Below are 14,729 nucleotides of genomic sequence, written 5' to 3' on the forward strand. Positions count from 1 at the left end.
GCGAATTTAGTCGTACACATCAAAATGCGCTATGGGTGTCTCTCGCCGGTTGCGCAGGGATGCTGGAATGACCCGATCAGAAACTTCGAACGCTCGTATCCTGATCGGCGAATGCTACTGCCGCACCGTGCGCTTTGAGGTGGCCGACGCGTTCTCCTACGCGATGAACTGCCACTGCTCGAACTGCCGTCGCACCACCGGCTCCGCCTTCAAGCCGTTCGCCGGCATCCGGGAAGACAAGCTCCGCATTGTCCAGGGTCGGGATCAGCGCATGATTTTCGGCGAGGACGCCAGCCATGACGCCCATTGTGCCCGATGCGGCTCACTGCTTTATTCCCGGGTACGTGACGGACAATGGGTCCATGTCGCCATGGGAACCCTGGTCGATGCCCCCTCGATCCGGCCAAGCGCCCACATTTTCGTGGCTTCCAAGGCGCCCTGGTACGAAATTACGGACAATCTGCCGCAATATCGGGGGCATATAGGTCATGCTTAAGGGAACTCGGTCGACACCAGCTTGGCAGCGAACCCTGACCGCGCTGGGGCGACAAACAAAGGGGGCCTTTCGGGATGTCGTCGGCGCGGCCTTCGTGACCTCCATCACAAGCTCCGGCGCCAGATCCTGCTAAAGCTGTCCCAGAGGGGCTCGAAACGGCCCGAACTTCGGAAGTCGTGTCATGCGCAATCTGCTCAGACTATGCCCGCTTCTCCTCGCCGCAGTGCTGCTGTTCGGCACTGATCCCGCTCTCGCCGGCAACCGCGTCGCGCTGGTGCTTGCCAACTCGGCCTATCAGCACGCGCCGGCGCTCACCAACCCCGTCAACGACGGTGCGGTGATGGCGAAGACGCTCAAAGAGGCCGGTTTCAATATCGTCGATTACCGGCGCGACCTCTCGGCTCTGGATACACGGCGCGTGCTGCGCGAGTTTGCCGACGCGACCCGCAGTGCCGACATCGCCGTGGTCTACTATGCCGGTCACGGCATCGAGGTCGAGGGCTCGAATTATCTGATCCCTGTCGACGCCAAGCTCGAGCGCGATACCGACGTCTATGACGAGGCGCTGTCGCTCGACCGCGTCCTGGTCGCGGTCGAGCCGGCAAAGCAGCTTCGTCTGGTAATCCTGGATGCCTGCCGCGACAATCCGTTCGGCAAGACCATGAAGCGCACGGTGGCCTCTCGCGGCATCGGCCGCGGCCTGGCCCAGGTCGAGCCGACCAGCCCCAACACGCTGATCGCCTATTCGGCGAAGGCCGGCTTCACGGCGCAGGACGGCGACGGCACCAACAGCCCCTTTACGGTCGCGCTGTCGAAGCATCTGACGACGCCGGGCCTCGACGTCCGCCGCGCCTTCGGCTTCGTGCGCGACGACGTGCTCAAATCGACCGGTAACAAGCAGGAGCCGTTCGTTTACGGCTCGCTCGGCGGCGAAGACATGCCGCTGGTGCCGGTCAAGGTGGCGGCTGCAGCACCCGTGGCGCCCGTGGCGAACCCGCAGGCCGATATCCGCCGCGACTATGAACTCGCGCTGCAGGTCGGCAACAAGGCGGCCTGGGATGCCTTCCTCGCCCAGCACTCCGATGGCTTCTATGCAAGCCTTGCCAAGCTCCAGGTCGAGAAGATCGGTGCCGAGCAGGCCCACGCAGCGGCGACCGCGAAGGCGAAGCAGGCCGAGGCCGAGCGTGATCGTCTCGCCGCGCTCGGCGCGCAGAAGGATACGCAGGCCAAAGCCGCAGCCGATGCGAAAGCCGCGGAGCTGGCGCAGCTTGTCGCGCAGAAGGCCAAGGAGCAGGCGCAGCAGCAGGCAGCTGTGGCCGAGCAGCAGCGCGTCAATCTCGCCGCCGTGGCCCCGAACACGGCGCCAGTCAGCACGGCGAGCCCGGCCGGCACTAACGTTGTGTCGCTGACGCCGGCGACGGCGCCGGCCGATCTCAGCCGCTCGGTGCAGACCGAGCTTGGCCGCGTCGGCTGCTTCTCCGGCGCAGCCGACGGCAATTGGAATACGTCCACGCAGCGCTCGCTGTCGCAGTTCAACCGCTATGCCGGCACCAAGCTCGACGTGAAGACGGCAAGCACGGATGCGCTGGACGCGGTCAAGGCCAAGCCGTCGCGCGTCTGCCCGCTGGTTTGCGAGCACGGCTTCAAGGCCGACGGCGACAAATGCACCAAGGTCGTCTGCCGCGAGGGGTATGCCGTCAACGACGACAATGAGTGCGAAAAGCAGCGTGCGGCCAAGCCGGCCAAACCGACCACCGCGAAGCGCGACGACGGTGACGAGCGTCCCGCACGGCAGCGTCGTGAGGCCGGCGGTGCGGCTGCCGGCGCGGCGGGTGGTTATGGTGCCGCGGCCGGCGTTGCCGCCGCCGCCGGGGCCAGCCGTCCCTCGGCCGGCGGGCAGATGTTCTGCAACAACACTGGCTGCCGTCCGGTCAGCCGCGGCTGCCATCTCGAGTATCGCGGCGGTGGCGGCCCCGGCAACGACGCCAATGCCGAGGTTTGTCACTGACGATTCACATCGTCCCGGCCTGGCCGGGACGATGTCAGTTGGAGATCGCGCTTGCCGCGATGTTCACCATCAGCGCCAGCAATGCTGTATTGAAGATGAATGAGACGATGCCGTGCGCCGTCGCGGTGCGGCGGATGGTCTTGTTGGTGATGCCGACGTCGGAGACCTGCGCGGTCATGCCGATCACGAACGAGAAATAGACGAAATCCCAATAGTCGGCATGGTCTTCCTTGTCGTTGCTCGGGAATTGCAAGCCGCCCGGCTTGGCGCTGCGGTAATAATCATGCGCGTAATGCAGAGCGAACGTCGTGTGTACGGCGGCCCATGACAGCGCGATGGTGCTGATTGCAATGGTCAGCTCCGACGCGCCCCGATGTGGTGTGCCGAGCTCGGAGACGATTGCGGCGATGCTGGCGAACGCCCCCGTCGCCGTCACCAGCAGGATCACGAAGCGACCATCGTCCTGCATCGCGGCGGCGCGGCGGATGTGCTGATGGTCGTTGCACAGCATCATTGCGTAGACCAGCACGAGATAGACCGCGATCAGGGCATCCCAACCGAACAACAGCCGTGTCACCAGGCGGTGCGAGCCCGGCAGCAGCAGGCAGACCAGGGCGCCGGCCGCGAGCGCGATGAAGGTCCGCGGCCGAGCATAGAGCATCCGCATCGGCCGCGACATCTGCCGGAAGCGGGCGAGGGCGGGATCCTCCTTGCCACCGGCTGCCATCGTGCGCGTCAGTTCTTCCGCTCGGCCACGAACCGCGCCGCGGCCTGCAGCACGGCGGCCCGATCGCCGAAGATCGACACCGCGCTGTCGGCCCGGGCGAGCAGATCGCGCACGCGCTGCTTGGCGCCTTCGATGCCGAGCTGGGTGACGAAGGTGGTCTTGCCGAGCGCGGCATCGGCGCCGGCCGGCTTGCCGAGGGCGGCCGCATCGCCCTCGACGTCGAGCAGATCGTCCGCGATCTGGAAGGCTTCACCGAGCGCGCGCCCGTAATCGTCCAGCGCCTGATATTCCTTTTGCGAGGCCTGGCCGAGGATCGCGCCGGCGATGCAGCCATAGCGCAGCAGCGCGCCGGTCTTCATCTGCTGAATACGCGCGACATCGATCGGCTCGTTGCCGCCAAAACGGCCTTCGCCGGCGAGATCGAGGATCTGGCCGCCGACCATGCCGCCGATGCCGGCGCAGCGCGCCAGCGCGCGCGTCAGCAGCAGCCGCACATTGGCGTCGCGGTGGATCTCGTCGCGGGTGACGATGTCGAAGGCGAGCGTGAGCAGACCATCGCCGGCGAGGATCGCGGTGGCGTCGTCGGTGTGCTTGTGCAGCGTGGGGCGGCCGCGGCGCAGGTCCGAATTGTCCATCGCCGGCAAGTCGTCATGGATCAGCGAATAGCAGTGGATGCATTCGAGTGCGGCGCCGACGAGCAGCGCCGCCTCGCGCGGTACATCGAACACGGCGGCGCTCTCGACCACCAGGAACGGCCGCAGGCGCTTGCCGCCGTTCAGGCTCGAATAGCGCATTGCGTCCATCAGTCGCTTGGGCCGGGCGATCTCATCGTGCAGGATGTCGTCCGACAACAGGCGCCCGAGCAGGGCCTCGGTGTCATCAGCGGTCTTGTCCAGACGTTTGGCGAAATCGGACGGGGACGTGCCGGTCATCAAGAAGGGCTCCAGAACTAAAATTCGGCGCGACAATCCTTTATGCGCCCGCCCCAGTCAATCGTTTGGAAGGCCTAAAAAGTGCTGGAAAAGACCCGAATTATCACAGACTTAACAGGGGGATCCGTGGCCGCGTCTCGATCCCTGCCGGAAAGCTCGATTTGCGCATCGTCAAAATCCTGCTCGTAGTGCTCGCGGTCGTTCTTCTCGCGCCCTATGTGATCGCGCCGTTCTACCGTATCGGCCATCCGGTTTCGACGCTGATGGCGTGGCGCTCGCTTCGCGGCGCGCCGATGCAGCGCGAATGGATCGATCTGGCGGCGATGTCGCCCTCACTGCCACGCTCGGTGGTGGCGGCCGAGGATGCGCATTTCTGCAAGCATCACGGCATCGATTGGGGCGCGCTGCGCGAGGCGATCGACGACGCGCAGGAGGACGGCACACCGTTCCGAGGCGCATCCACCATCACCCAGCAGGTCGCGAAAAACCTGTTCCTCTGGCAGGGGCGGGATTTCGTCCGCAAGGCGCTGGAATTCCCGCTGGCGCTCTGGATCGATTTGGTCCTGCCCAAATCGCGGGTCCTGGAGATTTACCTCAATATCGCCGAGCTCGGTCCACAGGGACAATTTGGCGTCGAGGCGGCCAGCGCTTACGCCTTCGGCAAGTCGGCGGAGGACCTTTCACCCCGGGAGGCGGCCCTCCTGGCCTCGATCCTGCCGAATCCGGTCAAACGCAGCGCCCGGATCCCCGGCCCGGGTGTCCGGCGGCTGGCGGCGACCTATATGGCCCGGGGGAAGGCGGGCTCACTTGCCACCTGCTGGCGGGAAAATCGATGATTTCGGGCCGAATCCGGGCGTATTTTCCGGCCCAAGAGCCTAGCTTTACGGCCAGCCTTCCTCTATAAGCCCGGCCTTGATCGGCATTCAGCTCGCCTCGGATTGCGGGTGCTGAGCCGTCCTCCCGGACGATGCCCTGACAACACCAATCCCTAGAGGATATTGAAATGGCCGTTCCGAGAAGAAAAACCTCGCCGTCGCGCCGCGGCATGCGCCGCTCGGCAGACGCCATCAAGAAGCCGACCTATGTGGAAGACAAGGACTCCGGCGAGCTCCGTCGTCCGCACCATCTCGACCTCAAGACCGGCATGTACAAGGGCCGGCAGGTCCTGAAGAAGAAAGAGTCCTGAGTTAAGGACCTTTCTTGGGGCAGGATGATTTGGCCTGCCTGATTTCGGCCCATCCATGAGATAGACGGTGACGGCGGCGGAGCAAATGCTTCGCCGCTGCATTGTTCTGTCCGGACATCTTGATCGAGAAGGCATTTTGCCGATGGTCGGTTTCCCGCTGCTTCTGATTCCGCTCGCGGTCTACAACATCATCGCCTTCCTGATGCCGACCGTGTCCTTTACGGACGTGCTGTTCAGGGTGCCGATGGTGTCCGGCGAGGCCTGGCCGGTCACGCTCGCCGATCTTATGCTCGCGCTCGGCGTGGTGCTGCTGCTGCTCGAAGTGGTCAAGGGTGCGCGGCCCGGCTCCAAGTTCCTGATGGATCATCTGCTGTCGCTGATCATCTTCGGCGCGGCCGCGGCCGAGTTCGTGATGTGGCCCAAATTCGGCAACTCGACCTATTTCCTGCTGGTGCTGCTTGCGATGGCCGATTTCTTCGCCGGCATCGCCCAGCGCACGCGTCGTCGCGTCACCTATGTCGCCGAGACGACGGTAGCGGCACCGCGCAAGGCCAAGCGCCAGGCGGAAGCGCCGGGTGAGGATGTGGCGTCGGAGCGCAAGTTCGAGCCGGTGATTGCGCCGCAGCCGGCACCGGTGGAGCCTCCCGCACCTACGGCGCAATCCGTCGCCGAATCTGTGCTGATGGATCATCCTGCGCCAAAGCCCGTGCAGGGCCCGCCTTCGCCGGAAATTCCTTCCCCGCATCTTCAGCCGGGCAATGGCGTGCCGCCGTCTTCCGACGAGCCGCCGCCGCGCTGATCAATCAGGCCACCTGCCGCGTGCGTGCGCCGACGCTCTGCAGCGGGCGTTTGCTGCCATAGGCCATCTGTGCGTCCTCGGAAGATGCACGGCGCAACCGGCTCGTCTGCGGCAGGTGCTCGGCGTTGGCGATGAGCTGGGCGACGAAGCTCGGATCGGGGCGCGGCATCGGCGCCTTGTGAACCCAGCACAACGTCGGCATCAGCGGCACCAGGGCCGTGGCGGCCTGCCGCTCTGCCTTTTCCATGTCATCCGCAGTCGCCATCGCAACAACCGTCCATCAGGTTGAACTGGCGCGTTTTGGGACATTGGCGCCGGTGCATGTGATGGTCTCGCAAGGCCTATGCCGCCCGAGCCTAATCAGTTCCTGGGCCGTTTGGGAACGTGGTTTCCAAATTGTTTATCAACTTTGCCTAGGGTCGGGGGCGAATCTGGCTCTATCCTGTGCCGACTCAGGACTCCCCGCTGTCCCGAAACGAGGCGATTTTGACCCCCGCATTACCGCAAGCCTCCGACATTCTGGCTGCCCTCGGCCAGGCCGTGTTCGCCTGGGACATCGGCAGTGATGCGATCGTCTGGGGTGATCAGGTCGCCAGCGTCTTTCCCGATATTCCCGCCGAGCGACTGGCGACCGGCGCCGAGTTTGCCAAGCTGATCGAACCCGCGCCATCGGTGCGGACCGCCGCGCTGGCGCAAACTTATGCCGTGCATGGCACCGATGGCACGCCGTACCGGGTCGAGTACGGCGTCCGCATGAGCGCCGCCGATCCCGTGATCTGGATCGAGGAGACCGGCCGCTGGTTCGCCGGCCCCGACGGCCGCCCCACGCGCGCGATCGGCTCAGTCCGCATCAACAATGAGCGCCATGCCCGCGACGAGGAACTGACCAAGCTCGCCCGGCTCGATCCGCTGACCGGCGAGCTCAACCGTTCGCACCTGATCGCGGCACTGGCCGAGGCGATCGAGGAGACGACGCGCTTCCGCTCGACGGCGGCCTTCATGCTGGTCGGCATCGACCATCTCGCCCGCGTCAACGATGCCTTCGGCTTCGACGTTGCCGATGCCGTGATCCTCGATATCGCCAAACGCATCCGCTCGCGCCTGCGCGGCGGCGACGTGCTCGGCCGCTTTTCCGGCAACAAGTTCGGGCTAATCCTGAAGAACTGCACCGTCGACGACATGAACGTCGCCGCCGAGCGCTTCCTTGTCGGTATCCGCGATGAGGTGGTGCCGACCAAATCCGGTCCGGTCTCGGTGACCGCCTCGATCGGCGCGGTCAGCCTACCGCGCTATGCCCGCAACACCGACGAGGCCGTCAACCGCGCTCATGAAACGCTGGATGCCGCCAAGCGCCGCCGCGTCGGCTCGTTCGCGGCATGGCGTCCGGATGCCACGCGCGACGCGCAGCGCCGCGTCAACATTCGCGTCACCGACGAGATCGTCACCGCGCTGAACGAGCGCCGCATCAAGCTCGCCTATGAGCCGGTGGTGTCGGCCGCCTCGCGCGAGCGCGCGTTCCACGAATGCCTGGTGCGGATGGACCAGGGCGACGGTCAGGTGCTGCTCGCGCCCGACATCGTGCCCGTCGCCGAACGGCTCGGCCTGATACGCCTGGTCGATCATCGCGTGCTCGAGCTTGTGGTCGCCGAGCTCGCGGCGGCGCCCGACATCTGCCTCAGTCTCAATATCTCGCCTGATACCACCATGGACCCCGATTGGTGGGCGGGCATCGAGTCCCTGATGCAGGCCCATCCCGGCGTTGCCGAGCGGTTGATCGTCGAGATCACCGAAACGGTCGCGATCCAGGACATCGATGACGTGCGCGGCTTCGTCACCCGCCTGAAGAATTTCGGCAGCCGCATCGCCATCGACGATTTCGGCGCCGGCTACACCTCGTTCCGAAACCTGCGCAAGCTCGGTGTGGACATCGTGAAGATCGACGGTGCGTTCGTGCAGAACATCACTCATTCCGCCGACGATCGCGCCTTCGTGCAGACCCTGATCGACCTCGCCCGCCGCCTCGACATCAAGACCGTGGCCGAATGGGTGCAGGACGACGAAGCCGCAAACATGCTGCGCGACTGGGGCTGCGACTACATCCAGGGCCGGCTGATCGGGCTTGCGTCAGCCGAGCGCCCATGGGGCGCGCCGCCGGATGCGCTGCCTGCGGCGGGCTGAGACTTCGTAGGGTGGGCCGAGCCAAGCGTGCCCACCACCGTGCCGAATTGTAAGGAAGATCGTGGGGACGGCGCAAGCGCGCCTTTGCCCACCCTACACACCTGCGCTTCTCACGCCCCCTCGTCCAGCGCCACCAGCTCTCGCTTCTTGCGCAGCGCGGGCAACAGGGGCGCGATCAGCAGCGCCATTGCGAATGCGAGGCACACAGCCGAGATCGGCCGCTGCACGAAGGTCCAGAGATCGCCCTGCGACAGGATCAGCGATTTGCGTAGATTGTTCTCCATCATCGGCCCCAGCACGAAGGCCAGCACCAATGGCGCCGGCTCATAGCCGAGCTTGCGCATGAAATAGCCGATGATCCCGAACGCGATCATCACATAGACATCGAACACGTTGTTGCTGGAGCAGTAGACGCCCAGGATCGTGAACAGGATGATCAGGGGAAACAGGATATTGTAGGGCAGCTTGAGCAGCTGCACCCACATCCCGATCATCGGCAGGTTCAGGACCAGCAGCATGAGGTTGCCGATATACATGCTGGCGACGATGCCCCAGAACAGGCCGGGGTTTTGCGTGATCATCAGCGGTCCCGGCTGCAGGCCGTGAATGACGAATGCACCGAGCAGCAGCGCCATCACCACATTCGGCGGGATGCCGAGCGTCATCAGCGGAATGAAGGCGCCTCCCGCCGCGGCGTTGTTCGCCGACTCCGGCCCCGCGACGCCTTCGATCGCGCCATGGCCGAAACGCTCGGGCGTCTTCGACAGCCGCTTCTCGAGCGCGTAGGAGGCAAAGGAGGCCACCACCGCGCCGCCGCCCGGCAGGATGCCGAGGAAGAATCCGAGAATGGTGCCGCGGCCGACCGGACCTGCGCTCGCCTTCCAGTCCTCCTTGGTGGGCAGCAGATGGGTAATCTTGGTGTTGATGATGTCGCGCTTGATGGCCTGCTCGGTGTTGAGCAGCACCTCGGCAACGCCGAACAGGCCCATCACGACGGGCACGAGCCCGATGCCGTCGATCAGCTCCATGCGGCCGAAGGTCAGACGCGGCTGCGCCGTGATGCTGTCGAGCCCGATCAGTCCGAGCACGACGCCAATGCACGCCATCAGCAGCGCCTTCGGCATCGAGCCTTGGGTCAGGAAGGTGAGAACCACGAGGCCGAGCACCATCAGGCTGAAATATTCGGCCGGGCCGAACGCAATGGCGACGCTGGCAAGTTTCGGCGCGACCAGCATCAGCGCGACGAGGGAAAACGTGCCGGCGATGAAGGAGCCGAAGGCGGAGATGCCGAGCGCAGGGCCGGCGCGGCCCTGCTTCGCCATCTGGTGGCCGTCGATGCAGGTGACGACGGACGCCGCCTCGCCGGGGATGTTGACCAGGATCGAGGTGGTCGAGCCGCCATACATCGAGCCGTAATAGATGCCGGCCATCATGATGATGCCGGATTCCGGCGTTCCCGACAGCGTCACGGGCAGCAGCAGCGACATCGCCGAGATCGGTCCGATCCCCGGCAGCACGCCGACCAACGTACCGATGAAGACGCCGATGAAGCAGTAGAGCAGGTTGACCGGAAGCAGCGCGACGCCAAATCCATGCGCGACATTGACAAGCGTATCCATAGGTCAACCGATCCCGAAGAGGCCCGAGGGCAACTGGATCAACAGCAGTCGCTTGAGCGCCCACCACATGCCCATGGGTACCAGCACGGCGATCGGAATCGCCAGCAACCAGCGGACGGGATCGATCAGCCGCAACAGCAGCAGCATCAGCGGCATCGACGACAGCAGGAAACCGAGCGGCTCCAGTGCGACGGAGAACGCCACCAGACAGGCGATCAGCAGGAGCGGCTTGCTCCAGCGCACATTTTCCAAGCGCGAGGCCAGCGTGGGCCCGCCCTCGGTGATCGCCGAGACGATGATCGAGCCTGCGAACACGCACATCAGGATGCCCGTGTAGAACAGCACGTAACCGGAGCCGGGATCGTTGATGGAGCCGAGCTTGAGCTTCAGGCCTGACCAGATCACAAAGCCGCCGAGCGCGAGTCCGATCACTCCGCCCCAGAGTTCGGAATTGCTGAGACGGAGTTTGACGTTGGCTTGATCGTTCATCGACGGTCTTTCGGACGTTCCCCGGACCCTGCAGCGCGAGCTGTGCGCTGCAGAGCCGGGGCCCATGAGTGTGGACGAAAAAGGTGGGTCCCGGGTCTGCGGTGCATCGCTGAAGAAGCGCTGCATCGCGTGAAGGACACAAAGCGGCTCAGTCCTACTTCTTTGCCAGCCCAAGCGTGTCGATCACCTTGCGCTCGGACTCCGTGACCTCGACCACGAACTTCTTGTAGTCCTCGGTGTTCTTGTAGTTCGGCACCATGTCGTATTTGGCGAGCGTTGCCACGACTGCCGGGTCCTCGACCGCCTTCTTGAAGGCATCGTGCAGCTTGGCGACGATCTTTGGATCGAGGCCCTTCGGGCCGGCGATGCCGAACGGGGAGTCATAGACCATGGGATAACCGAGCTCTTTCAGCGTCGGCACGTCAGGGTAGTTCGGCGAGCGTGAGCCGGTCCACACCATCAGCAGCCGCAGCTTGCCGGCGTCGACCAGCGGCCGCCATCCCGTGGAGTCCGCCTGAAGCATCGTATGCTGTCCCAGCACCGCAGCGTTGGTCTCCGCGCCGCCCTTGAAAGGGACTTGCGTCAGCTTGATGCCGGACATCCCGGCGATCTGCTCCATGCCGATGTGCAGCGAGGTGCCGGCGCCGGGCGTCGCATACGTCACCTTGCCCGGATTCGCCTTTGCGAAATCCACCACGTCCTTCCAGCTCTTGAACTGCGACTCTGCGCTGGTGGTCACGCCGAAAGTGTAGCCGGTGAGGTGGATGATATAGGTGAAATCCTTTGCCGGATCCCACGACACTTCCTGCATCAAGGGAAGACGGAAGACGGTGATCGGAAGCTGCGAGATGGTGTAGCCGTCCGGCTTCGCCGCGGCAGCCATGGTCGCCGGTCCCACCGTGCCGCCGCCGCCGGCCTTGTTGTCGATCACGATCGGCTGACCCAGCACTTTGGAGGCGCTGTCGGCGATCGCGCGCATCGAGATGTCGGTCGACCCACCGGCCGGCCACGGCACAATCAGCGTGATCGGCTTGGTGGGATAATCCTGCGCACTGGCGTCAGTCGCGAGCAAAGCGCCGACAACATACATGGCGGCAACGGCAATCGTCTTCAGCCGGTATCGCGGCATTGAAACACCTCCCTCGCAGCGGTCTCGTTCGACCGCCGTTTCTCATTGTCATGAGGTGATTGTTCCCGAAATCGAGGAAGAAGAAAAGCGCATTGCGCGGACCGCGCGCAGCGGTCTGTGCGGCAATTCCGGCAGAACCGGCACGTGCGACAATTCGTCGTTTGCCGTGTGCCGAGATACGGAATTTGAGGAAGCGCGCCGCTATGCCACGCGCCGAACCGTGTTCAGCGTCTCGATGGTGCGGCCGACTTCCGATGCCGGGCACGGCTTTCCGAAATAATAGCCTTGCACGGCCGTGCAGCCGCATTCGCGGACGAAGTCGAGTTGCTCCCTGGTCTCCACGCCCTCCGCCGTCGTCTCGACTCCGAGTACGGAGCCGAGGCTCGCGATGGTGCGGACGATCGCCACGCTCTCCGGGCTTTCGCCGAGCGTACCGACGAAGGAGCGGTCGATCTTGATGCGGTCGAACGGGAACTTGCGCAGGTAGCTCAGCGAGGAATAGCCGACGCCGAAATCGTCGAGGCTGACGCGGATCCCCAGCGAGCGGAGCTGGTGCAGGATTTCGATCGTCGCCTCGCTGTCGTCGAGCAGCGCCGTCTCGGTAACCTCTAGCTCGAGCCGCTGCGGCGGCAGGCCGGCCTCCGCCAGCGCGCTCGTGACCATCGCCACCAGCCCCCGCGAACGGAACTGCACCGGCGACAGGTTCACCGCGACAGTGACACCGGGCCAGGACACGGCGGTCGCACAGGCGGTGCGCAGCACCCATTCGCCGATCGGAACGATCAGCCCGTTCTCTTCAGCGATCGGAATGAACTCGGCCGGCGAGACGAGGCCGCGCGAGGGATGTTTCCAGCGCAGCAGCGCCTCGAAGCCGGTGAGTTCGGAGCTGTCGAGCCGTACCTGCGGCTGGAACACCAGGTGGAATTCGCCTGCCTCCAGCGCGCCGCGCAGATCGTGCTCCAGCGCGTGCCGGCTGCGTGCCTCTTCTTCCATCTCGGGCTCGAACAGCTGGTAGGCGCCGCGCCCCCTGGCCTTGGCCTGGTACAGCGCGAGGTCGGCGCATTTCATCAGTTCGTCGGCATCGAGCCCGTGATCGGGCGCGATCGAGATGCCGACGGAGACGCCGACATGGATCGACTGGCTTTCGAGCGCTGGCGGGTGACCGATGATTTCGACCAGACGCCGGGCGAGCTTCTCGGCCGATTGCGGCTGCGGTCCACGCTGCAGCACGGCAAACTCGTCGCCGCCGAGGCGTGCGACGGTGTCGTGTTCGCCGGCATTCTCCTTCAGGCGCGCGGCAACCCAGCGCAGCAGCCGGTCGCCGGCGGCGTGACCGAGGCGGTCGTTGACGGTCTTGAAATTGTCGAGGTCGAAGCACAGCACCGCCATCGCCCCGCCGGCGATCGCGACCTGGTTCAGTCCCTCGCCCATCTTCTCGCGGAACAGCGTGCGGTTGGGCAGGTCGGTGAGCGAATCGTGCCGCGCCATGTGCGCGACACGCGCCTGCGCCTTGTGGCGCTCGGTGACGTCCTCATAGGTGACGACCCAGCCACCATGCTCCATCCGCTTGTGATTGAGCTTGATGATGCGGCCGTCGCTTAAATGGCGGTGCAGCGTATGCTCGCCCTCGCGCAGCCGCTCGACGTAATCTGCGTAGAGTCGCGCCGCTGTAGTGTTCGCATGGATGCCGAGCTCGCAGCTGTGCTCCATGATCTCACGCATCGAGACGCCGGGCTTCACGACATCAGGCGACAGGCCGTACATCTCGATATAACGCCGATTGCACACGATCACCCGCAGGCTCGCGTCGAGCATGCACAGGCCTTGGCTCATGTTGTTCAGAGCCGCGTCGAAGCGACGATACTGCTCGCTTAGCTCTTCAACCGCGCGCTCGCGTTCGGTGATGTCCTCGTAGGTGGTGACGAAGCCGCCGTCCGGCAGCGCGCAGTAGCGCACCGAGATCATCGTATCGTCCGCCATGCGCCGGCGCATCGGCGAGGAGTCGCGGCTCGCGATCCTCGCACTGGCGGCTTCCAGCAGCTGTTGAGGGCTGTATTCGGAAGCGAACGCGCCGTTCGCCATCGACCGCTCGATCAACTCGGACAGATGTGTACCGGGCTTCGTTTCCTCCGGAGACAGCCGGAAAAGCTTGCGATAGGTGGTGTTGCAGACCCGAAGACGCATGTCGCTGTCGTAGAAGGCGAGCCCGTGCGCCATGTTCTCCAGCGCCGCATCGAGGATGAAGTTCTGCTGCCTCAGCGTTTCCTCGTATTGCAGCCGCTCCGTGACGTCCTCGTGCACGGTCACCCAGCCCCCGTCGGGCAGGAAGCGGGAGACCGCCTGCACCATCCGTCCGTCATAACGCATCACCAGCAGGGATTTTGCCTTTCTGGTGCGCACGTCGTCCAACCTGGATTTATGGAATTCCTCGGCCGGCATGCCCGGCAAATTGCCGCGCGAAACCCAATGGTCGAGTACCGTGCGATGCGAGATGCCGGGCTTCACGACCTCGGGGTCGAGATTGTAGAGGTTCAGGAAACGTTCGTTGCAGACGACGACGCGGCTGTCGGCATCGTACATGATGAGGCCGTGCGACATGTTGGAGAGCGCGTGCTGGCTGCGCTCGGTCTGCACGCGCAGTTCCGCCTCGAGCCGGGCGAGACGGCTGACATCGTCGCAGATCGTCATCCAGCCGCCGCCGGGAAGCGGCTTCAGCTCGAGCGACACGACGAGGCCGCTCGCAAGCCGCTGCTCGGTCCGGAACGGTTTTCCCCCAGCAACCTGCGCGATCCGCGCCGAATACAGCGGGTCGAGCTCGCTCTCCGGAAAGTTGCCGCGCGCGGCGCTGTGGGCGAGCACCTCGCGGTAGCTCGTGCCCACCCGCACGATATCGGCCGACATGTTGAAGAAGGAAAGGTAGCGCTGATTGACCAGCACGATCCGGTTGTCGGCATCGTAGACGCAGACGCCTTGCTCCATGTGGTCGAGCGCAAGCTGGCTCAGCGCGACCAGGGCCTCCGGGCCCTGCTCGCGGCGTGCACCAAGCTCGTTGTCGCGGGTCGATGTCATGGGGTCGGTGGGATCTCGGCGGGCAATAGACTTAACGCAACTTAATTCAGCCACCGAGCGTAGCGAAGAGGCCGGAAAATTCCCTTAAGCGCAGTAG

13 protein-coding genes are annotated in these 14,729 nt (G+C 64.7%); 6 read left to right on the plus strand and 7 right to left on the minus strand.

What is annotated here, in order from left to right; genetic code table 11:
* Nucleotides 1-67: 67 nt before the first annotated feature.
* Both IVB28_RS01095 and IVB28_RS01100 read left to right on the plus strand, forming a co-directional pair.
* A complete protein-coding gene (locus tag IVB28_RS01095) occupies nucleotides 68-496 on the plus strand; it encodes a GFA family protein (RefSeq protein WP_247524223.1) in 429 nt (142 codons plus the stop codon).
* A gap of 181 nt (nucleotides 497-677) precedes the next feature.
* Nucleotides 678-2,504: a caspase family protein gene (locus IVB28_RS01100; protein ID WP_247524224.1), complete on the plus strand. Its 1,827-nt coding sequence runs from the start codon at nucleotides 678-680 to the stop codon at nucleotides 2,502-2,504.
* Between the two features lie 34 nt (nucleotides 2,505-2,538).
* Here IVB28_RS01100 and IVB28_RS01105 read toward each other — a convergent pair whose 3' ends face one another.
* Both IVB28_RS01105 and IVB28_RS01110 read right to left on the minus strand, forming a co-directional pair.
* On the minus strand, nucleotides 2,539-3,231 hold the full coding sequence (locus IVB28_RS01105; RefSeq protein ID WP_247524225.1) for a DUF1345 domain-containing protein: 693 nt from the start codon (nucleotides 3,229-3,231) through the stop codon (nucleotides 2,539-2,541).
* Between the two features lie 8 nt (nucleotides 3,232-3,239).
* The gene (locus tag IVB28_RS01110) at nucleotides 3,240-4,163 is read right to left on the minus strand and encodes a polyprenyl synthetase family protein (protein ID WP_247524226.1); all 924 of its coding nucleotides are present in this window, start codon (nucleotides 4,161-4,163) and stop codon (nucleotides 3,240-3,242) included.
* A 161-nt stretch (nucleotides 4,164-4,324) separates the two neighbouring features.
* On the opposite strand from IVB28_RS01110, the gene mtgA reads away from it, so the two are divergent.
* From mtgA to IVB28_RS01125, 3 genes are all read left to right on the plus strand, one after another.
* On the plus strand, nucleotides 4,325-4,999 hold the full coding sequence (gene mtgA / locus IVB28_RS01115) for a monofunctional biosynthetic peptidoglycan transglycosylase (RefSeq protein ID WP_247524227.1): 675 nt from the start codon (nucleotides 4,325-4,327) through the stop codon (nucleotides 4,997-4,999).
* Nucleotides 5,000-5,166: 167 nt separating this feature from the next.
* Nucleotides 5,167-5,349, plus strand: a complete 183-nt coding sequence (gene rpmF / locus IVB28_RS01120) for a 50S ribosomal protein L32 (RefSeq protein ID WP_007598106.1) — start codon at nucleotides 5,167-5,169, stop codon at nucleotides 5,347-5,349.
* Nucleotides 5,350-5,491: 142 nt separating this feature from the next.
* A complete protein-coding gene (locus IVB28_RS01125) occupies nucleotides 5,492-6,148 on the plus strand; it encodes a hypothetical protein (protein ID WP_247524228.1) in 657 nt (218 codons plus the stop codon).
* Nucleotides 6,149-6,152: 4 nt separating this feature from the next.
* Here IVB28_RS01125 and IVB28_RS01130 read toward each other — a convergent pair whose 3' ends face one another.
* Nucleotides 6,153-6,413, minus strand: coding sequence for a hypothetical protein (locus tag IVB28_RS01130; protein ID WP_247524229.1), 261 nt, complete (start codon nucleotides 6,411-6,413; stop codon nucleotides 6,153-6,155).
* 221 nt (nucleotides 6,414-6,634) lie between these two features.
* Between IVB28_RS01130 and IVB28_RS01135 the strand changes: the two genes are divergently transcribed.
* Complete coding sequence (locus IVB28_RS01135) at nucleotides 6,635-8,326, plus strand: bifunctional diguanylate cyclase/phosphodiesterase (protein ID WP_247524230.1); 1,692 nt, start codon at nucleotides 6,635-6,637, stop codon at nucleotides 8,324-8,326.
* Nucleotides 8,327-8,436: 110 nt separating this feature from the next.
* On the opposite strand, the gene IVB28_RS01140 is transcribed toward IVB28_RS01135, so the two are convergent.
* From IVB28_RS01140 to IVB28_RS01155, 4 genes are all read right to left on the minus strand, one after another.
* Nucleotides 8,437-9,945 (minus strand): tripartite tricarboxylate transporter permease, encoded by a 1,509-nt coding sequence (locus IVB28_RS01140; protein WP_247524231.1) that lies wholly within the window; start codon nucleotides 9,943-9,945, stop codon nucleotides 8,437-8,439.
* Nucleotides 9,946-9,948: 3 nt separating this feature from the next.
* Nucleotides 9,949-10,434 (minus strand): tripartite tricarboxylate transporter TctB family protein, encoded by a 486-nt coding sequence (locus IVB28_RS01145; RefSeq protein ID WP_247524232.1) that lies wholly within the window; start codon nucleotides 10,432-10,434, stop codon nucleotides 9,949-9,951.
* A 154-nt stretch (nucleotides 10,435-10,588) separates the two neighbouring features.
* Nucleotides 10,589-11,563, minus strand: a complete 975-nt coding sequence (locus tag IVB28_RS01150) for a tripartite tricarboxylate transporter substrate binding protein (RefSeq protein WP_247524233.1) — start codon at nucleotides 11,561-11,563, stop codon at nucleotides 10,589-10,591.
* Nucleotides 11,564-11,764: 201 nt separating this feature from the next.
* Nucleotides 11,765-14,632 (minus strand): PAS-domain containing protein, encoded by a 2,868-nt coding sequence (locus tag IVB28_RS01155; RefSeq protein WP_247524234.1) that lies wholly within the window; start codon nucleotides 14,630-14,632, stop codon nucleotides 11,765-11,767.
* Nucleotides 14,633-14,729: the final 97 nt, after the last annotated feature.

The organism is Bradyrhizobium sp. 199, from assembly GCF_023073355.1.
Classification (GTDB): Bacteria; Pseudomonadota; Alphaproteobacteria; order Rhizobiales; family Xanthobacteraceae; genus Bradyrhizobium.